This is a genomic window from Actinophytocola sp. (genome assembly GCF_036555685.1).
GTDB lineage: Bacteria > Actinomycetota > Actinomycetes > Mycobacteriales > Pseudonocardiaceae > Actinophytocola.
The window spans coordinates 31,691-48,348 of record NZ_DATBKY010000160.1 but is presented as its reverse complement, the minus strand read 5'-3'; the positions used below and the strand labels follow the sequence as shown (position 1 = coordinate 48,348).

Genomic DNA, 16,658 nt, shown 5'->3' with positions numbered 1-16,658 from the left:
GGTCCCGAGAATTCTCATGGCTTCACCACCGCACGCCGGGCCCGCGTCCACGGGGTGATCGCCTTGCCGGCGAGCAGCAGCAGCGCGTCGATGACCAACGCGATGAGCACGATGAGCAGGATCGCCACGACCATCTCCACCGCGTTGTTGCGCTTGAAGCCCTCGGTGATCAGCCCGCCGAGCCCGCCGATGCCGATCAGGGCGCCGACCGACGCGAGGCTCATCGCCGACACGGTCGCCACGCGCAACCCGGCGACGATCACCGGGATCGCGAGCGGCAGCTCGACGGTGAGGAAGCGGCGGAACGGCCGGTACCCGACCGCGGTCGCCGCCGCCGTGACATCACCGGGCACCGCGATCAGTGCGTCGGAGATCGAGCGGACCAGGAGCGCGACCGTGTAGATCGCGAGCGGCACCTGCACGTTGAGCGGGTCGATGATCTTCGTGCCGAGAACCAGCGGCACCAGCGTGATCAGCGCCAGCGACGGGATCGTGTAGAGCACGCCGGCGAGCGGCACGAGGATGAGGCGGGCCCAGCCCCACCGGCTCGCCGCCCAGCCGAGCGGGATCGACACCAGCAGGCCGACGAGCACCGGGAGCAGCGCCAGGTAGAGATGCTCGCCGGTGGCCTCGACGATGTCGTCGATGTTGCGTGGCAGCCATGGCCACGGCCAGTCGACGTTCACGTGGGCACCTCACCGGACCGGCGCGCCTCGGCGAGCGCGGCCAGGACCTTGTCCGCGGTGACGCCGCCGACCACCGCCCCCTCCTTGTCGACCGCGATGCCCACCGCGGCCGGCGAGCTCAGGGCCGAGTCGAGCGCGTTGCGCAGCGAGCCCGCCGTACCGCTGGTCGTGGAGTCCACTTCGAACAGCGAACCGCCGGATACCAGCCCGTCGGCCGACACCGTGCCCTCCTCCGCGGCGTCCGGGGAGACCCAGCCGAGCGGCTTGTTGTCCGCGTCGACCGCGACCGTCCAGCCTTCCGTCGTGCCGCGCGGCTCGCCCACCTTGACCGTCGCAAGAGGACCGACCGGAACCCCGCTCGCGGTGAGGAAGCCGAGCGCGCGGTAGCCGCGGTCGCGCCCCACGAACGAGGACACGAACTCGTCGGCCGGCTTGGCCAGCAGCGCCGACGGCGTGTCGTACTGCGCGAGCCGGCCGCCCACCCGGAAGACCGCGACCTTGTCGCCGAGCTTGATGGCCTCGTCGATGTCGTGCGTGACGAACACGATCGTCTTGTCCAGTTCGGACTGCAGACGCAGCAGCTGCTGCTGCAGGTCATCGCGGACGATCGGGTCGACCGCGCTGAACGGCTCGTCCATCAGCAGCACCGGCGGGTCGGCCGCGAGCGCCCGCGCGACGCCGACGCGCTGCTGCTGGCCGCCGGAGAGCTGCGCCGGGTAACGCTTGGCGAACCCGGCGTCCAGGCCGACCAGCTCGAGCAGCTCGGCCGCCTTCTTGCGGGCGTCGCGCTTGCTCGTGCCGGTGAGCAGCGGGACCGTGGCCACGTTGTCGAGGACCGTGCGGTGCGGGAAGAGCCCGGCGTGCTGGATGACGTAGCCGATGCCACGCCGCAACAACGGCGGGTCGGACTCGCGAATGTCCTTGCCGTCCAACAGGATCGAGCCACCGGTCGGGTCGATCATCCGGTTGATCATCCGAAGGGACGTCGTCTTGCCGCATCCGGAGGGCCCGACGAACACGGTGATCTGTCCGTCCTCCACCGTGATGTCGAGACTGTCGACCGCGACGGTGCCATCGGGGTACTGCTTGGTCACGGCCTGGAACTCGATCACCCTCGAGGCTCCTCAGGTCGGAACGGCCACCTTCCGGCCGCAGGTCGCATGACCTTAGCCGGTAGCTCCGACAACGGCAGGCCGTTCCAGAATCTGACACGCACGCTCGGCCTAGTCAGACTAGCCCGGATGGCCCAGTCGTTGCCAAGTCGAAACGCTCGAACAATCTGGCCGGAACCGGCAGCCGTCCGGCGACCGGCGTGCACCGCTCGCCGATGCGCGCGGCGGTCGCCGGGAGGAACGGCGCGAGCTCGTCCGCGAGCGCGCGGCAGGCCCGGACCAGCGTGGCGAGGACGCCGTCGCGCGCCTGTTCGTCGTCGAGCGCCCACGGCCGGGCCTGGCTCACGTACCGGTTGGCCCGCGTGACGAACGCCCACACCACGCCGGACGCCTGACGGAAGTCGTACGCGGCCAAGGCATCGTCGACCCCGTCGTGGTCGAACGGCAGGTCCTCGCCGCCCTCGGGCACGACACCGTCGCGGTAGCGGTGGACCATCGAGGTGACCCGGTGCACGAGGTTGCCGATGCCGTTGACCAGCTCGTCGTTCGCGCGCCCGACCAGCCGCTCGACCGTGAAGTCGGTGTCGCCCACCCGTGGCACGTCGCGCAGCAGCCACCAGCGCACGGCGTCCGCGCCGAACCGCGTGGCGAGCTCGCCGGGGTCGGCGGTGGCGGGCCCGGACTTGCTGATCTTGCGGCCGTCGACGGTCAGGTAGTCGTGCACGGCGATGTCGGTCGGCAGCGGCAGGCCTGCGGAGAGCAGCGCCGCGGGCCAGTAGACGGCGTGGAAGCGCAGCACGCCCTTGCCGAGCAGGTGGATCCGCTTGTCCGCGGCGCGCCAGGCCGCCTCGCCCGGCGCGGTCACGTAGTTGCCGAGGGCGTCCCACCACACGTAGATCACCTGGTCCGGGTCGCCCGGCACCGGAATGCCCCAGCCACGGGCCCGGGCGGTGTCCCGCGAGACGGAGATGTCCTCGAGCCCGCCGGCGAGGAAGGCCAGGACCTCGTTGCGCCGCTGGGCGGGGTGGATACGCAGCCGGCCCTCCTCGATCGCCGCGCGCAGCGGGTCGGCGTAGCGCGAGAGGCGGAAGAACCAGTTCTCCTCGGCGACCCGCTCGGGTGGCACGCCGTGCTCCGGGCAGCGGCCGCCGACGAGCTCGGCGGCGGGGTAGAACTGCTCGCAGCCCACGCAGTAGCTGCCCTCGTAGTGCTTGCGGTAGAGGTCGTGCGCGCAGGCGTGCCACAGCCGCTCGACGCCGGCTCGATGCCGCGGGTCGCTGCTGGTGCGCAGCACGTCGTCGAAGCTCAGCGAGTACGGCTCGTGCAGCGCGACGAACGCGGCGGCGTTGCGGTCGACGAACTCACGCACCTCGACGCCCGCGGCCTGCGCCGCCAGGACGTTCTTGAGCGAGTTGTCGTCGGTGCCGGTCTGCAGCCGCACCGGCTCGCCACGCCGCCGGTGGTGCCGGGCGAGTACGTCGGCCTGCACGAGCTCGAGCAGGAAACCGATGTGCGGGCGGGCGTTGACGTACGGGATGGTGGTGGTCAGCAACATCGAAACCTCCCACGGGGCTCCGATGCCGTGCCGAGGCCCCGATTCGCGGGCCTGGCAAGGAAATGACGACGACTCAGCAGCCCCGGAAGCGGGGCATCATGGTCCGGAAGGTCGTCATGTTTCCAGACTAACCGCGCGCACCAGCGGTTTTCAGGCGCCGGTGGGGATGTCGAGCGGGCCGCGGCCCAGCAGCTCGCGGAAGTCGGCGGCCGCGATCGGCCTGGACAGCAGCCAGCCCTGGTAGGCCTCGATGCCGAAGCTGCGCAGGACGTGGAACTGGGAGTCGTTCTCCACGCCTTCGGCCACGCACGAGCGGCCCATCGCGCGGGCCATGTCGACCAGTGCGCGGACGACGGCGAAGTCGGCCGCCTGCGTGGCCACGCCGTTCACGAACGCGCGGTCGATCTTGATGATCTGCGCCGGCAGCTCCTTGAGCCGGGCGAGCGAGGAGTAGCCGGTGCCGAAGTCGTCGACGGCGAACCGCACCCCGCGGTCGGCCAGCTCGGCCATCGTCTCGCGGGTACGCGACGGCAGGTCGATCAGGCTGGTCTCCACCAGCTCCAGCACGACCCGGTCCCACTCGATGCCGGACTCCGCGACCGCGGCGGACACGATCTCCACGAACTCCGGGTCGCCCGGCACCAGCCCGGCGAGGTTGACCGCGACACCGGGCCCGCCACCCAGCACGCCGCCGGCCAGCACCGGCCACTTCGCGGCTTCGCACAACGCGGTCCGCAGCACCCAGCGATCCAGCTCGCGCAGCATGTCGCCCTGCTCGGCGACCGGCAGGAACTCGCCCGGGCCCAGCATCCCGCGCTCCGGGTGCGGCCAGCGCACCAGCGCCTCGGCCGACAGCACCGTGCCGTCCGGGCTGACCACCGGCTGGTAGTGCAGCACGAGGCCGTCGTTGGCGATCGCGTCGCGCAGCTGGCCCTCGAGCAGCATCTGGCTGTTCGCGTTCTTGATCAGCTCGGCGTTGGCGATCGACACCCGGCCGGCACCCTGCCGCTTCGCGCTGAACATGGCCGCGTCGGCGAAGCGCAGCAGGTCCGCGGCGGACGTGTCGTGCGCGCTCGGCACGGCCGCGCCGATCGTCGCGGACACCCGGAGCAGCTGGCCGCGGACGGGCACCGCGGTCCGCAGCAGCCGCGCCACCCGGTTGGCCAGCGCCTCCACCCCGCCGGCCTCCTGCACGTCCGAGCAGATGACGACGTACTCGTCGCCGGACATGCGGGCCGGCGTGCACGACGGCGGGAGCCCGCGCTCGAGTCTTCGGGCCAGCGCGATGATCAGCTCGTCGCCGACCTCGTGGCCCAGCGAGTCGTTGACCCGCTTGAAGTTGTCGACGTCGCACCACAGCAGCGCGACGCGGTCCGCGTCCGCCCCGCCCAGCAGCCGGCCGAGCAGCTCGTTGACCGCGGCGCGGCCGGGCAGCCCGGTCAGCTCGTCGTGCGTGGCCTGGTAGCGCAGCCGCTCGGCGGCCCGCCTGCGGTCGGTGACGTCGGAGAACACCACGAGCCAGAACCGCCGGCCGTCGTCGGCCACGGACTCGGTGACCCCGAGCTCGCAGTACAGCGTCTTGCCCGACGAGGTGATCAGCACCCGCTGGCCGGCCCGCAGGTCCGCGGTGACCGCGCCGTACCGGGCGGTGTCGTGCCTGGTCAGCAGCGGCTTGCCGCGGTCGGACGGGTGGGTCAGCTGGGTGGCGGTCGTGCCCCGCAGCCGCTCGAGGTCGAGCTCCAGCAGCCGGCAGAGCGCGTCGTTGGCGTCGACCAGCCGCTCGGACTCGTCGAACAGGCCGATGCCGACCGGCGCGATCGCGACCAGGTCGCTGAACCGCTGGCTCGAGCGCATCATCCGGGTCTCGGTGGACCGCTGCTCGGTGACGTCCTGCGCGGTGCCGATCATGACGGTGCCGCCGCGGTCCAGGGCGGCGCCACGGCAGCGGAACACGCGGGTCGCGCCGTCCGGCAGGATCACCCGGTGCTCGGCCTCGACGGGCCGGCCGCCGGTGGCGAGCTCACGCCACCGCTCGTCGACCCAGCCGCGGTCCTCGGGGTGTACGAACGTGAGGTACTCGGTGTACGAGATGGGCGTGCCGGGCTCGACGCCGAAGAGCTCGTACAGCATCGACGACCAGATACATTCGCCGGTTGCCGTATTCCACTCCCAAGTGCCCAAACGGGCCACCTGTTGCGCGTCGCCGAACAGCCGGCGATCCTGGCTCGCCCGGCGCTCGAACTCCCGGTACGGGCTGACGTCGTGGACGATGCCGAGGATGCGCACGACCTCGCCGGCGTTGTCGATCTCGGGCCGGCCACGGACCTCGAACGTGCGCTCGCCGTCCTTGCTGCGCACCTCGAGCTCGAGGGGCGACCCGTCGGGTTCGCAGAGGCGCGCGCGGAACGCGTCGAGGGCCTCCTGGTCGTCGGCGTGGACGCTCTCCAGGACCTGGTCGACCGTGCAGTCCGGGGGTAGCCCGCACAGCTCGCGCAGCCCCTCGGAGAGGTACATCGTGCCGGCCCGCAGGTCGACGCTCCAGACCCCGAGGCGGGCGAGATCCTCGACGTCGGCGAGCGGAAAGCTGCCGGTCGCGTCGGTGATGACGCGGTCGATCAGCGGGGCGGGTTGCGACTGGGTGGCGAGCGCGGGCACGGCTAACTCCCCGGCCTGTACCCCGCTGCGGGGCATGCCGGCACGCAAGACATGCTCGGCCACCACGCCATCCTCTCGCCCGCATGCCGGCGGGTCGGGCGAAGTCGCCGATCTTCCCGCCGGTGCTTAGGCTACCCCGTCCTCCCTGGCCGCCTGAGCCACAGCCGCGGCGACCTCGGGCGCGACCCTCGGGTCGACCCCGCTCGGCACGATGTGGTCGGGCGCCAGATCCTCGGCCGCGACCGCGGCGATGGCCTCGGCCGCGGCCATCTTCATGCGCTCGGTGATGCGCCGCGCACCCGCGTCCAGGGCACCGCGGAAGACGCCGGGGAAGGCCAGGGAGTTGTTGATCTGGTTGGGGAAGTCGCTGCGTCCGGTGGCCACGATCGCGGCATGCCGGCGGGCCACGTCGGGGTGGATCTCCGGGTCGGGGTTCGACAGCGCGAACACGATCGACTCCGGCGCCATCGTCGCGATCAGCTCCTCCGGCACGGTCGAGCCGGAGAGCCCGACGAACACGTCCGCGCCGTTCAGGGCCTCGGCGACGCCGCCACGCAGGCCGGTCTTGTTGGTCCGGGTGGCGAGCTCGGCCTTGACCGGGTTCAGCCCCTCGCGGCCGGAGTGGATGATGCCGCGCGAGTCGAGCACGATCACGTCGCCGGCACCCGCGGAGAGCAGGAAGTTCGCGCACGCGATGCCGGACGCGCCGGCGCCCGCGATGACGATCCGCTCGTCGCCGATCGGCCGGTCGAGCACGGCGTTCGCGCCGCGCAGGGCGGCCAGCAGGATGATCGCCGTACCGTGCTGGTCGTCGTGCATGACCGGGCAGTCCAGGGCCTCGATCAAGCGGCGCTCGAGCTCGAAGCAGCGCGGCGCGGCCACGTCCTCGAGGTTCACCGCGCCGAACGACGGGCGCAGCCGGACCAGCGTCTCGACGATCTCGTCGACGTCCGTCGTGTCCAGCACCAGCGGGATCGAGTTGAGCCCGCCGAACGTCTTGAACAGGGCGGACTTGCCCTCCATGACCGGCAGGGCACCGCGCGGGCCGATGTCGCCGAGGCCGAGCACCGCCGTGCCGTCGCTGACCACGGCGACGAGGCGGTTGGTCCAGGTGTACTTCTGCGCGAGCGAGGCGTCCTCGGCGATCGCGCGGCTGACCTTGGCGACACCCGGCGTGTACACGATCGACAGCGTCCGCGGGTCCGCGATCGGCCGGGTGACCGCGACGTCGAGCTTCCCGCCTTCGTGAGCGCGGAAGATCTCGTCGTCGGTGACCGGCACGCCCAGCTCGGACTGCACGAACGGATCATTCACGGTGGTCATTGCGTCCCTCCAACGGGCCGAAGCGGGGATAGCAGAAGGTAGCCCCGCGGGATCTCGGCGTGATCGAGCGCCGATCGGGTGCTGTCGGCGGTCGGAAACGTTGCCGGCCGGTCGGCCACCCGCCGATGGTTGGCGGGCAACCGCGGACGCTGCGGTGTCTCACATTGTGACAGGTGCGCCGGGCGAGGCCCGTGGGCGGGGCCAGTACTGTGCGTCACATGGAGGTGCGCGAGCTGGCGGTACCGGGCGCGTTCGAGTTCACGCCACGGGTGTTCCCCGACGACCGCGGGGTGTTCGCCTGCCCGTTCGAGGAGGAGCCGTTCCTCAAGGCCGTCGGCCACCCGCTGCGGCTCGCGCAGACGAACCACAGCAGGTCACGTCGCGGGGTCATCCGCGGGCTGCACTTCGCGGACGTGCCGCCGGGACAGGCGAAGTACGTGTACTGCCCGCAGGGCGCGCTGCTCGACGTCGTCGTCGACGTCCGGGTCGGCTCGCCCACGTTCGGCGCCTGGGACGCGGTGCGGCTCGATCCGGTCGAGTTCCGCGCGGTGTACGTGCCCGAGGGCCTGGCGCACGGCATGATGGCGCTCGAGGACGACTCGGTCATCTCCTACCTGTGCTCCACCGGGTACAACCCCGGCCGCGAGCACGGCGTGGACCCGCTGGATCCGGCGCTGGGCCTGCCCTGGCCGTCGGACATCGAGGTCGTCCTGTCGGCGAAGGACCGCGCGGCCCCGTCGCTCGCGGCGGCCGAGTCGGCCGGCCTGCTGCCCGGCTACGCCGACTGCCAGGCGTACTACCAGCGGCTACGCACGGCGTAGCGGCCAGATCCGCCGGCGCACCACGCCGTGCACGGTGGCCGGCCCCAGCTCTCGCGAGTCGGTCGAGGCGATCTCGTTGTCGCCCACGACGAACCACCCGTCCCCGTCCGGCCGCACCGCGCGCTTGATCGACAGCTGCCCCGGCCGGCCGGCCCACGTGACCACGACGACGTCGCCCGCTCGCGCTCTTTCACCGCGCCGCGCAAGCACGACGTCGCCGTCCCGGAGGGTCGGCGCCATGGACGGTCCGCGCACGCGGATCCGCCGGTAGGGCAGCCGTCCCAGCGGGTTCAGATCGATCACCTCCGTCGTGTCCGGACCGCATGCCGGGAGTAGTGTCCGGGCTGTCGAAGCGTCAACCCGTTCAGGAGGAAAGATGCGACTCCTGTCGCGCATTCTCGGCCCACGCCTGGAGGCCACCGCGCACTGCGACCTCCCCTGCGGCGTGTACGACCCGGCGCAGGCCCGCATCGAGGCCGAGTCCGTGAAGGCCATCCAGCAGAAGTACCAGGACAACGAGGACCCGGAGTACCGCACGCGCGCGATCCTCATCGCCGAGCAGCGCAGCGAGCTCGTGAAGCATCACCTGTGGGTCCTGTGGACCGACTACTTCAAGCCGCCGCACTTCGAGAAGTACCCGCAGCTGCACGAGCTGTTCAACAAGGCCACGAAGGCCGCGGGTGCGACCGGCACCAAGGGCTCCATGGACCCGTCCACCGGCCAGCAGCTCCTCGACTACATCGCCGAGATCGACAAGATCTTCTGGGAGACCAAGCAGGGCTGAGTTCGAGACCCCGAAAACGGCGCTCACCAGCGGCAACATGTTCCGCTGGGGGCGTCGTTTCTCGTTGTCCGGCGGTGTCCAGCGGCCCACGGGCGGCGCGGGCCGGTCCTCATTGGACGACGTCGCCAAGGCAACGAACGCCGATGCTTCCCCGCGCGCCAGCCGTCACTTCACGTCCGGGCTCCCCGGCGAGCCGCGGCACCGAGCCGATCGAGGTCGGCGGTCAGCCGCGCGTTCCGGTTCCGGTGGGCCGGGACCACCAGGGCGTAGAGCCGGTCGACCAACCAGGGCGCGTGGAGCACGGTGAACGACTGGGTGATCGCCGTCCCCTGCGCGGTGGCCGCGAGCTGGATCCGCCATTCCGTGCTGTCGGGGAAGAGCCATGTGGGGATCGTCCGCCAGACCAGCTCGCGGGGCTCCTCGACGGCAACGACCTCGGCCGTCCGGTTCCAGCGCAGCCATCCCGCCCGGTTGCGGCCACGGAATCGTGCACCCGGGACGGGTGCGCGGGCCCCGCCCAACCATCGCGCCGAGCGGCACTCGTGGCTCCACTCACCGATCCTCGTGACGTCCGTGACCACGCGCCAGACGTCCTGCAGGTCCGCGTCCACGACCACCTGGAGACGGCCACTCTTCTGGACCTGGCTCACCATCGGCCTCCTTCCCGCTACATGTCGGTCTCCTCGCACCGGTACATCTCTTCCTCCAACAAACCTTGTCGTGGATCAAGTGTCAGCGGTCAAACGGGTAAAAGCTGGATGCGTTGTGACTACCCAGAGTGCACATGCAGCTGCCACCGCACATGCACACTCACCACCTGCGCGAGGTGGCAGTGGCGGTCGATCGTCACGGGCGCCCACCTCGGCGTACCTGCTTCAACCCGGTGCGGCGTTGGCGCATCGAGATACCCGTCTCAGACGAATTCCAGTTCGCTCGGGGGTCCGGCGGCCCCGCCGTTCAGAGTTCGTAGTCGAACGAGATCCGGTGCGTGCCGTCCTCCTCGACGGTCATGGCGCCGGTGCCCGTGATGCCCGCGAGCTCGCCCGTGCCCGAGGACGGGACGATCGTGAAGAACTCGCTCTCCCGCGTCGTGCCCGTGGTCGTCGCCGAGTGGACGAAGTTGAACGCGCCCGCGCGGCCCGCGACCGAGCCCTCGAACGACTCCATCGCCACGTACGTGCCCACGCCGGCGGCCTGGTCGAACGCCGACGTGAACAGCGTCGCCGACCGGCCCGCCACCTCGCCCGCGTACCGCTTCTCGATCGTGGCCACGCCGACGGGCAGCGCGGTCGCCACGTCGGGCTCCACCGAGGTCGGCGTGAACGCCGTGACCTCGAACGTTCCGGAAGCTCTCATGCCGCGAACCGTAGCCGCTCGGTCCGACACGTCCTTGCATCCGGTACCCGGGTACGGGCTTACCGTGGCTCCATGACCTGGGTACCACCCGCCTGCACGCTCCCCACCGCCGAGCAGCCGCTCCGAGTCGCCGAGTTCGACGCGCTCTTCGCGCGGTCGGTCCGCGGCCACGCGCGGCCCGCCCGCCGGCGGCTGACGCTCACGCTCGAGCCCACCCCCGAGGTGGCCGCCACCGCGGCCGGGCTCGTCATGAGGGAGACCGGCTGCTGCTCGTTCTTCACGTTCACGCTGACCGCCGCGAACGGGCGGCTCGAGCTCGATGTCGAGGCCGACCACGAGGACGTCCTCGACGCGATCGAGCGGCGGGCGTCCTGATGCGCAGCGGGCAGGTGGCCGCCGCGGCCGGGGTCCACCCGCAGACGCTGCGCTACTACGAGCGCCGCGGCCTGCTCCCCGAGCCCGACCGCACGCTCGGCGGGCACCGCGACTACCCGGTGGCCACGGTCAGCGCGCTGCGGACGATCAAGGCGGCCCAGCGGCTCGGCTTCACGCTCGACGAGGTGGCCGAGCTGCTCGACGTCGGCCGGCTCGGCACGCGAGCCGAGGCGAAGCTGGCGGAGGTCGAGGCGAAGATCGCCGACCTCATGGTCATCCGCGACACGCTGCGGGCCGCCGTCGCCGCCGGGTGCGACGACCTCGAGACCTGCGCCGCCACCCCGGGCTGCCCGCTGCCGCTGCCCGCGACATGAGCGTCGTCCGCTCGCTCGTTCTCTTCGTCCTGGCCGCGCTCGCGGAGATCGGCGGCGCTTGGCTCGTCTGGCAGGGCTGGCGCGAGGACCGCGGCCTCTGGTGGATCGCCGCCGGCGTGCTCGCGCTCGGTGCCTACGGGTTCGTCGCCACCTTTCAGCCGGACCCGCACTTCGGCCGCATCCTCGCGGCGTACGGCGGCGTCTTCGTCGCCGGCTCGCTCGCGTGGGGCGTCGTCGTGGACAGGTTCCGGCCGGACCGGTGGGACTACGTCGGAGCCGCGATCTGCCTCGCCGGCGTCGCCGTGATCATGTACGCGCCGCGTTCTTCCTAGTCACCCAGATAGTGATGGCCGCGTGCACGACCTCCTTGTCGGCGGCGTCGCGCACGGACACCGGCACGGTCACCTCGACCGGCTCGTCGCCGAACTCGGGCAGCGCGTCGAGGGCGGCCGTGGCCCGCAGGCTCGTCGTCGCCTTGGCCAGGTACTCGACCGTCATCGCCTTGGGAATCCAGCGGTGGCTCGACGGCACGGTCGCCTCCGCGAGCATGCCCATCGTGATCTCCGCGAGGTTGCACGCGGCGATCGCGTGGAACGTCCCGATGTGGTTGTGCACGCCCCACCATTTCGGCGCGCGTACCTCGCACCGGCCGGGCACCATCGTCTCGACGGTCGGCAGGATCGTGCCGAAGTACGGTGCGCGGGCCACCACGGCCGCCGAGAACAGCCGCTTGCCGAGCGGCCGGCCGGCCAGCCGTCGCCACATGGCCAGAGTGTTCGTCACCCCACTAAGCTACCAGTCAGTAACAACCGGCGGGAGGCCCGATGACCGCGGTGTACCTGTTGCGGCACGGCGAGACCGAGTGGTCCCGCGACGGCCGGCACACGAGCACGACCGACCTGCCGCTGACCCCGACCGGCGAGCACCGCGCCGGGGACGCCGGGCGCCTGCTGGGTGCGATGCGCGGTGGCGAGCCGCCCGCGCTGGTCGCGAGCAGCCCGCGCACGCGCGCCCTGCGCACGGCCGAGCTGGCCGGCCTGACCGTCGGGCTGGTCACCGAGGACCTCGCGGAGTGGGACTACGGCGACTACGAGGGCATGTCCACGCCGCAGATCCGGGAGACCGTGCCGGGCTGGACCATCTGGACGCACCCGTCGCCCGGCGGCGAGACGGCCGAGCAGGTCGGCGCCCGGGCCGCCCGGGTGATCGAGCGGGTGCGCGCGGCGCTTTCCGACGGCGACGTGATCCTGGTGGGGCACGGGCATTTCAGCCGCGTCCTGGTGGCGACCTGGCTCGCCCTCGACCCGCACGCCGGCGTCCACTTCGGACTCGAGGCGGCGGCCATCACGGTTCTCGGCGACGAGCGCGGCACCCCTCAGGTCAAGCGGCTGAACGTGCCGCCGGCGCTGGACTGAAGACGGCACCCAAGGCGCAGAGGAGGTCTGCATGCCGGATCCACGGGTACGCCGCGTCCGCGAGTCCGACGTGGACGCGGTGGTCGGGTTGGTGTACGAGCTGGCCGAGTACGAGCGCGCACCCGCCGAGTGCCACCTGACCGCCGCGCAGCTGCACGAGGCGCTGTTCGGCCCCTCGCCCGCGCTGTTCGGTCACGTCGCCGAAGTGGACGGTGAGGTCGTCGGCTGTGCGTTGTGGTTCCTGAACTTCTCGACGTGGCGCGGTGTGCACGGGATCTACCTGGAGGACCTGTACGTGCGCCCGACCGCCCGCGGCGGCGGGCTCGGCAAGGCGCTGCTGACCGCGCTCGCGGAGGAGTGCGTGGCGCGCGGCTACTCGCGGCTGGAGTGGTGGGTCCTGGACTGGAACGAGCCGGCGATCGGCTTCTACAAGGCCCTGGGCGCGGTCGCCATGGACGAGTGGACCGTGTACCGCGTCACCGACGAGGCGCTGAGCCGGCTCGGCGGGGCCCGCGGCGAATCCCTTTAGCGCGACGCTTTCGATAATTCAAATCGGTAGACCTCCCCGGACTCAGTCGTCGGATCCTCGGAATTCGTTACTACCCGTGCGGGTGATACCGCCCTGCGCCGGCGCATATACAGTCTCCGTCGGCCTGGGCGGGAATTGGTTCCACCACCGTGTGATCATTTCCGTCCCGGTCGCCGCTGCAGCGCGCGTCATAGACAAAAACCTTGACACGGGAGAAAATACATGCGGAAAATCCGCGAGATCCTGGTGGTCGCCGCCGCCGTCACCGCGGCCGGGCTGGCGAGCACCGCCGTCGCGTCGGCGGACGACGGGCACGTCTACGCCAAGGCGACGAGCGTGGCGGGCACCGAGAGCGGCGGCAGCGCGCACGCCGACCTGCACTTCACCGGCAGGCAGACGTTGACCTACAACAACTTCGTGGTCAACGACACGTGCCCCGGGGACAACTACGACGTGCACGGCAGAGCGATCGCGATCTACATGGACGGCACGAGCGGGTACGGCACCTGGCACCGCGACGACGAGCCCACCTGCGACGGCGCCGGCTGGGGACCGGTCAGCGGGCTCGGCTTCAACGGCAGCAAGAACATCAAGAAGGCCGGCGTCGAGGTGTGCGTTATGCGTCCGAACGCCACCGACATCTGCAAGACGGATTTCCGGCTCAATCCCTACACCAGCTGATGCAGCCGTCGGTGATGGAAATCACTGAAACAGGTTAATTGCCGGCGGCGGAGTCCTGCCGAACTGGCGGGACTTCGCCGTTCCGGCCCGTGATTTCGAATTCGCCGCGATCGGCAACGGCCCCCGCAGGGCGAACGCCGCGCCCGGGATACCGGACGCGGCGTTCGGGCTCTGCGACAGGCGATCAGACGCCGGCGACGCTGGCGATCCAGTCGCGGTACTGCGTGACGTTGCCGTACGCGGTGAAGGTCTGGCGGTCGCTCGTCGAGGCCACGCCGACCTGGACGTACGAGCCGTCCGGCGCGGTCGCGAACATCGGGCCGCCGGAGTCGCCGCCGGCGGTGATGCCGTCGATCCGGTTCGCGCACACCGCGGTGCCGCCGATGTAGTCCGAGCACGCCGTGTCGGTCACGCCGACGTCGGCGACCTTCAGCATCTGCGACTGGCATTCGATCTCGGGCCGGTCGGTGCACGTGGCGCCCCAGCCGTAGACCTGCACGGTCTGGCCGACAGACACCGCGTCCGGGTTGCCGAGCGGCGAGTATGTCGCGTTCACCGCGTGGTCGAGCTCGACGAGCGCGAGGTCGGCCGACGGGTGGGTCTGGATGTTCACACCGGTCGCGCTCTCGCCCTGGGTCTGGTCCAGGCTGCCGATGTGGAAGGTGTAGGTGCCCTGGCTCGCCACGCAGTGCTGCGCGGTCAGGATCCATGTCGGCGCGATGATCGTCGCCGAGCAGTTCTCCTGGCCGTTCACGAACAGGCGAGCCGCCCACGGAGCGTTGTCCGCGAGCCGTCCGTCGATGATTTTCGGCTCGATCTTGCCACCACCCGACTGGTCGGCGGACGCACCGCCAGTCGCCATCGTGATGCCCAGCACGACAGCCGCCGCGCCCACCAGAGCCGCCCCGACACGAACAAGACGCATTCGAAACCACCTCGTACCCACGGCCGCTCACCGTGGGAGCAGGGAAAAGGAACCCCACCAGGGTCACCCGTTCGAGGTTGATCCACTACCCGCCGTTAGTTGGGAATGCGGTTTCCGGCTCAGTGTCCGGTTTGATCGGCGTCCTTCTCGTCCAGACCCATCGACCATTCCCGGGACTTCGAGGCGAACAGCAGGTACAGCACGACCGCGCACAGCACGCCGACCGGTACCCCGATCTCGGGGCGCCCGGATGGGCCAGCCGCATACCAAGCGACACCGAGCAGCAGCAGTTCCACGACCACTGCCGGGCTGCGTGCCCAGTGCTTGCCGAGGAAAAGCGCCACCCCGACGCCGACCACGGCGCCGCCGAGCACCGCGAAGTAGCCCGCCTCGCCGTAGATGTTGTTGCCGGCCGTGGACGCGCCGCCGATCGCCCGCACGAGCAGCGCCACGGCGAACGCGACGCCCGCGAGTCCCTGCAGGCCCACGAGAATCGCGGCGCCGCGGATGGTCGGCGGGGCGGCGGAGGCGATGCGCACGCGGCGGTCCTTCACGGCTCGTCGGCAGGGTTCGGCATGGATCGTAGTCCGCCATCCGGGGTGAACTCGCCTACGCTGCGGTTATGCGCGCAGTCCTCGTGGTGAACCCGAAGGCGACGGCGACCACGGCGGCCGGCCGCGACGTGCTGGCCCACGCGCTGGCCAGCGAGGTCAAGCTCGAGGTCCTGGAGACCGACTACCGCGGGCACGCGATGGCGGCGGCGACGCAGGCGGTGATCGACGGGGCAGACCTCGTCGTCGCGCACGGCGGCGACGGCACGGTGAACGAGGTGGTCAACGGGCTGCTGGCCAGCGGGCGGCGGGGCGCGCTGCCGATGCTCGGGATCGTGCCGGGCGGCTCGGCCAACGTGTTCGCCCGCGCGCTCGGCCTGCCGCGCGACCCGGTCGACGCGACGCACCAGCTGCTGCACGCGCTGCTGGACGGCCGGCAGCGGCGGGTCAACCTCGGCCGGGTCGACTCGGACGGCCCGGAACCCGCGCGCTGGTTCACGTTCAGCGCCGGCGTCGGCTGGGACGCGGACGTCGTCGCCGAGGTCGACCGCAAGCGCGGCAAGAAGGCAAGCCCGGCGCTGTACACGCGGGTCGCGGTCACGCAGTACCTCAAGCCGGCCCACGGCAGGCCACAGTTGACGGTCCAGATTCCCGGCGAGGAGCCGGTTTCGGGGCTGCGCCTGGTCTTCGTGTCCAACACCGACCCGTGGACCTACCTCGGCACGCGCGCGATCCACCTCAACCGCGGCTGCGGTTTCGACACCGATCTCGGCATCTTCGCGTTGCACAGCCTGCGTCTACCCACGGTGCTCCGGCACCTCCGTCAGGCGATCAGCCGCACGGGTGAACAGAAGGGCGGCAAGCTCTACCGCCGTGACGACGTCCCGATGCTGACGATCACAAGCCCCGACCCGGTCCGCGTGCAGTGCGACGGCGACCTCATCGGCGACCGGACCTGCGTGAAAATCTCGTCGGTCAGGCATGCCCTCGTCGTCGTCGGGTAGCCCCTCGGGTAGTCGAAACCAGCTCGATCCCCAGTGGTGAACCACGAGACGTAGCTGTGACCCGATTGTTACGCAACGCATTGACAACGCTCTGACGTCGATCTTTCGGGTGAGTTCACGCACTGGCTGATGAAGGACTCTTGACATATGGCTGGTTCGTGAAAGCATTCACAAGCACCCCAACGACCGGTTGACGACAGAGGCGCATCGGAACGCGCCCAAGCGAGGAGCAAGTAGAAATGGACTGGCGCCACCGCGCGGCCTGCCGTGACGAGGACCCTGAGCTGTTCTTCCCCGTGGGGACCAGCGGTCCTGCCATATTGCAGGTTGCCCAGGCGAAGGCCGTTTGCCACCGCTGCACCGTCGCTTCCAACTGCCTGACCTGGGCGCTGCAGAGCGGCCAGGACGCAGGCGTGTGGGGCGGGATGAGCGAGGACGAGCGACGTGCGCTCAAGCGGCGCAGCGCTCGCACGGCGACGCGCAGCAACGCCTGATCTCTGAAGACGCCACAA

Annotated in this window: 21 protein-coding genes; 10 read left to right on the top strand and 11 right to left on the bottom strand. The window is 70.9% G+C overall.

Features of this window, described 5'->3' with window-relative positions; all coding sequences use genetic code 11:
* Positions 1 to 14: 14 nt before the first annotated feature.
* The 5 genes from VH969_RS15420 to VH969_RS15400 all read right to left on the bottom strand — a co-directional run bounded on the left by VH969_RS15420 (position 15) and on the right by VH969_RS15400 (position 7,331).
* Positions 15 to 686 (bottom strand): ABC transporter permease, encoded by a 672-nt coding sequence (locus tag VH969_RS15420; RefSeq protein ID WP_331974600.1) that lies wholly within the window; start codon positions 684 to 686, stop codon positions 15 to 17.
* The gene (locus VH969_RS15415; protein ID WP_331974598.1) at positions 683 to 1,798 is read right to left on the bottom strand and encodes an ABC transporter ATP-binding protein; all 1,116 of its coding nucleotides are present in this window, start codon (positions 1,796 to 1,798) and stop codon (positions 683 to 685) included. Before VH969_RS15415 ends, VH969_RS15420 begins: the two co-directional genes overlap by 4 nt.
* 115 nt (positions 1,799 to 1,913) lie before the next feature.
* Positions 1,914 to 3,353, bottom strand: a complete 1,440-nt coding sequence (locus tag VH969_RS15410; protein ID WP_331974596.1) for a methionine--tRNA ligase — start codon at positions 3,351 to 3,353, stop codon at positions 1,914 to 1,916.
* 150 nt (positions 3,354 to 3,503) lie between these two features.
* A complete protein-coding gene (locus tag VH969_RS15405; RefSeq protein ID WP_331974594.1) occupies positions 3,504 to 6,071 on the bottom strand; it encodes a sensor domain-containing protein in 2,568 nt (855 codons plus the stop codon).
* A gap of 63 nt (positions 6,072 to 6,134) precedes the next feature.
* On the bottom strand, positions 6,135 to 7,331 hold the full coding sequence (locus VH969_RS15400; protein WP_331974592.1) for an NAD(P)-dependent malic enzyme: 1,197 nt from the start codon (positions 7,329 to 7,331) through the stop codon (positions 6,135 to 6,137).
* Between the two features lie 218 nt (positions 7,332 to 7,549).
* Between VH969_RS15400 and rfbC the strand changes: the two genes are divergently transcribed.
* The gene (gene rfbC, locus VH969_RS15395) at positions 7,550 to 8,152 is read left to right on the top strand and encodes a dTDP-4-dehydrorhamnose 3,5-epimerase (RefSeq protein ID WP_331974590.1); all 603 of its coding nucleotides are present in this window, start codon (positions 7,550 to 7,552) and stop codon (positions 8,150 to 8,152) included.
* Here rfbC and VH969_RS15390 read toward each other — a convergent pair.
* Positions 8,138 to 8,455: a S26 family signal peptidase gene (locus tag VH969_RS15390; RefSeq protein ID WP_331974588.1), complete on the bottom strand. Its 318-nt coding sequence runs from the start codon at positions 8,453 to 8,455 to the stop codon at positions 8,138 to 8,140. The genes rfbC and VH969_RS15390 overlap by 15 nt on opposite strands.
* 73 nt (positions 8,456 to 8,528) lie before the next feature.
* Between VH969_RS15390 and sodN the strand changes: the two genes are divergently transcribed.
* A complete protein-coding gene (gene sodN / locus VH969_RS15385; RefSeq protein ID WP_331974586.1) occupies positions 8,529 to 8,936 on the top strand; it encodes a superoxide dismutase, Ni in 408 nt (135 codons plus the stop codon).
* Between the two features lie 170 nt (positions 8,937 to 9,106).
* Here the strand turns inward: sodN and VH969_RS15380 are convergent, their stop codons facing one another.
* Both VH969_RS15380 and VH969_RS15375 read right to left on the bottom strand, forming a co-directional pair.
* Positions 9,107 to 9,589: an SRPBCC family protein gene (locus VH969_RS15380; protein WP_331974584.1), complete on the bottom strand. Its 483-nt coding sequence runs from the start codon at positions 9,587 to 9,589 to the stop codon at positions 9,107 to 9,109.
* A gap of 304 nt (positions 9,590 to 9,893) precedes the next feature.
* Complete coding sequence (locus VH969_RS15375; RefSeq protein WP_331974582.1) at positions 9,894 to 10,292, bottom strand: DUF3224 domain-containing protein; 399 nt, start codon at positions 10,290 to 10,292, stop codon at positions 9,894 to 9,896.
* A 72-nt stretch (positions 10,293 to 10,364) separates the two neighbouring features.
* Here VH969_RS15375 and VH969_RS15370 point away from each other — a divergent pair, with 72 nt between their 5' ends.
* Genes VH969_RS15370 through VH969_RS15360 form a run of 3 tightly spaced genes read left to right on the top strand, consistent with a single transcriptional unit; the run spans position 10,365 to position 11,373 of the window.
* Complete coding sequence (locus VH969_RS15370; protein WP_331974580.1) at positions 10,365 to 10,667, top strand: hypothetical protein; 303 nt, start codon at positions 10,365 to 10,367, stop codon at positions 10,665 to 10,667.
* Positions 10,667 to 11,041, top strand: a complete 375-nt coding sequence (locus tag VH969_RS15365; protein WP_331974578.1) for a MerR family transcriptional regulator — start codon at positions 10,667 to 10,669, stop codon at positions 11,039 to 11,041. Before VH969_RS15370 ends, VH969_RS15365 begins: the two co-directional genes overlap by 1 nt.
* Entirely contained in the window at positions 11,038 to 11,373 is a 336-nt protein-coding gene (locus VH969_RS15360) for a YnfA family protein (RefSeq protein ID WP_331974576.1), read from the top strand. The genes VH969_RS15365 and VH969_RS15360 overlap by 4 nt, the downstream gene beginning before the upstream one ends.
* On the opposite strand, the gene VH969_RS15355 is transcribed toward VH969_RS15360, so the two are convergent.
* Complete coding sequence (locus VH969_RS15355; protein WP_331974635.1) at positions 11,348 to 11,806, bottom strand: hotdog fold domain-containing protein; 459 nt, start codon at positions 11,804 to 11,806, stop codon at positions 11,348 to 11,350. The genes VH969_RS15360 and VH969_RS15355 overlap by 26 nt on opposite strands.
* Positions 11,807 to 11,865: 59 nt before the next feature.
* Between VH969_RS15355 and VH969_RS15350 the strand changes: the two genes are divergently transcribed.
* The 3 genes from VH969_RS15350 (at position 11,866) to VH969_RS15340 (ending at position 13,666) form a co-directional block, all read left to right on the top strand.
* Positions 11,866 to 12,456: a histidine phosphatase family protein gene (locus VH969_RS15350; RefSeq protein ID WP_331974574.1), complete on the top strand. Its 591-nt coding sequence runs from the start codon at positions 11,866 to 11,868 to the stop codon at positions 12,454 to 12,456.
* A gap of 31 nt (positions 12,457 to 12,487) precedes the next feature.
* Positions 12,488 to 12,985 (top strand): GNAT family N-acetyltransferase, encoded by a 498-nt coding sequence (locus VH969_RS15345; RefSeq protein WP_331974572.1) that lies wholly within the window; start codon positions 12,488 to 12,490, stop codon positions 12,983 to 12,985.
* A 222-nt stretch (positions 12,986 to 13,207) separates the two neighbouring features.
* Positions 13,208 to 13,666, top strand: coding sequence for a hypothetical protein (locus tag VH969_RS15340; RefSeq protein WP_331974570.1), 459 nt, complete (start codon positions 13,208 to 13,210; stop codon positions 13,664 to 13,666).
* Positions 13,667 to 13,850: 184 nt separating this feature from the next.
* On the opposite strand, the gene VH969_RS15335 is transcribed toward VH969_RS15340, so the two are convergent.
* Together VH969_RS15335 and VH969_RS15330 are read right to left on the bottom strand one after the other, a co-directional pair.
* Complete coding sequence (locus VH969_RS15335) at positions 13,851 to 14,591, bottom strand: S1 family peptidase (protein ID WP_331974568.1); 741 nt, start codon at positions 14,589 to 14,591, stop codon at positions 13,851 to 13,853.
* 119 nt (positions 14,592 to 14,710) lie between these two features.
* A complete protein-coding gene (locus VH969_RS15330) occupies positions 14,711 to 15,130 on the bottom strand; it encodes a hypothetical protein (protein WP_331974566.1) in 420 nt (139 codons plus the stop codon).
* Between the two features lie 83 nt (positions 15,131 to 15,213).
* On the opposite strand from VH969_RS15330, the gene VH969_RS15325 reads away from it, so the two are divergent.
* Both VH969_RS15325 and VH969_RS15320 read left to right on the top strand, forming a co-directional pair.
* Positions 15,214 to 16,146 (top strand): diacylglycerol/lipid kinase family protein, encoded by a 933-nt coding sequence (locus tag VH969_RS15325; protein ID WP_331974564.1) that lies wholly within the window; start codon positions 15,214 to 15,216, stop codon positions 16,144 to 16,146.
* 239 nt (positions 16,147 to 16,385) lie between these two features.
* Positions 16,386 to 16,640, top strand: coding sequence for a WhiB family transcriptional regulator (locus VH969_RS15320; RefSeq protein ID WP_331974562.1), 255 nt, complete (start codon positions 16,386 to 16,388; stop codon positions 16,638 to 16,640).
* Positions 16,641 to 16,658: the final 18 nt, after the last annotated feature.

Coding starts and splice junctions, on each gene's coding strand:
- VH969_RS15410 (WP_331974596.1), bottom strand. CDS start 3,353: ATGTTGCTGACCACCACCATCCCGTACGTCAACGCCCGCCCGCACATC.
- VH969_RS15400 (WP_331974592.1), bottom strand. CDS start 7,331: ATGACCACCGTGAATGATCCGTTCGTGCAGTCCGAGCTGGGCGTGCCG.
- rfbC (WP_331974590.1), top strand. CDS start 7,550: ATGGAGGTGCGCGAGCTGGCGGTACCGGGCGCGTTCGAGTTCACGCCA.
- sodN (WP_331974586.1), top strand. CDS start 8,529: ATGCGACTCCTGTCGCGCATTCTCGGCCCACGCCTGGAGGCCACCGCG.
- VH969_RS15380 (WP_331974584.1), bottom strand. CDS start 9,589: ATGGTGAGCCAGGTCCAGAAGAGTGGCCGTCTCCAGGTGGTCGTGGAC.
- VH969_RS15375 (WP_331974582.1), bottom strand. CDS start 10,292: ATGAGAGCTTCCGGAACGTTCGAGGTCACGGCGTTCACGCCGACCTCG.
- VH969_RS15370 (WP_331974580.1), top strand. CDS start 10,365: ATGACCTGGGTACCACCCGCCTGCACGCTCCCCACCGCCGAGCAGCCG.
- VH969_RS15365 (WP_331974578.1), top strand. CDS start 10,667: ATGCGCAGCGGGCAGGTGGCCGCCGCGGCCGGGGTCCACCCGCAGACG.
- VH969_RS15360 (WP_331974576.1), top strand. CDS start 11,038: ATGAGCGTCGTCCGCTCGCTCGTTCTCTTCGTCCTGGCCGCGCTCGCG.
- VH969_RS15355 (WP_331974635.1), bottom strand. CDS start 11,806: ATGTGGCGACGGCTGGCCGGCCGGCCGCTCGGCAAGCGGCTGTTCTCG.
- VH969_RS15350 (WP_331974574.1), top strand. CDS start 11,866: ATGACCGCGGTGTACCTGTTGCGGCACGGCGAGACCGAGTGGTCCCGC.
- VH969_RS15345 (WP_331974572.1), top strand. CDS start 12,488: ATGCCGGATCCACGGGTACGCCGCGTCCGCGAGTCCGACGTGGACGCG.
- VH969_RS15340 (WP_331974570.1), top strand. CDS start 13,208: ATGCGGAAAATCCGCGAGATCCTGGTGGTCGCCGCCGCCGTCACCGCG.
- VH969_RS15335 (WP_331974568.1), bottom strand. CDS start 14,591: ATGCGTCTTGTTCGTGTCGGGGCGGCTCTGGTGGGCGCGGCGGCTGTC.
- VH969_RS15325 (WP_331974564.1), top strand. CDS start 15,214: ATGCGCGCAGTCCTCGTGGTGAACCCGAAGGCGACGGCGACCACGGCG.
- VH969_RS15320 (WP_331974562.1), top strand. CDS start 16,386: ATGGACTGGCGCCACCGCGCGGCCTGCCGTGACGAGGACCCTGAGCTG.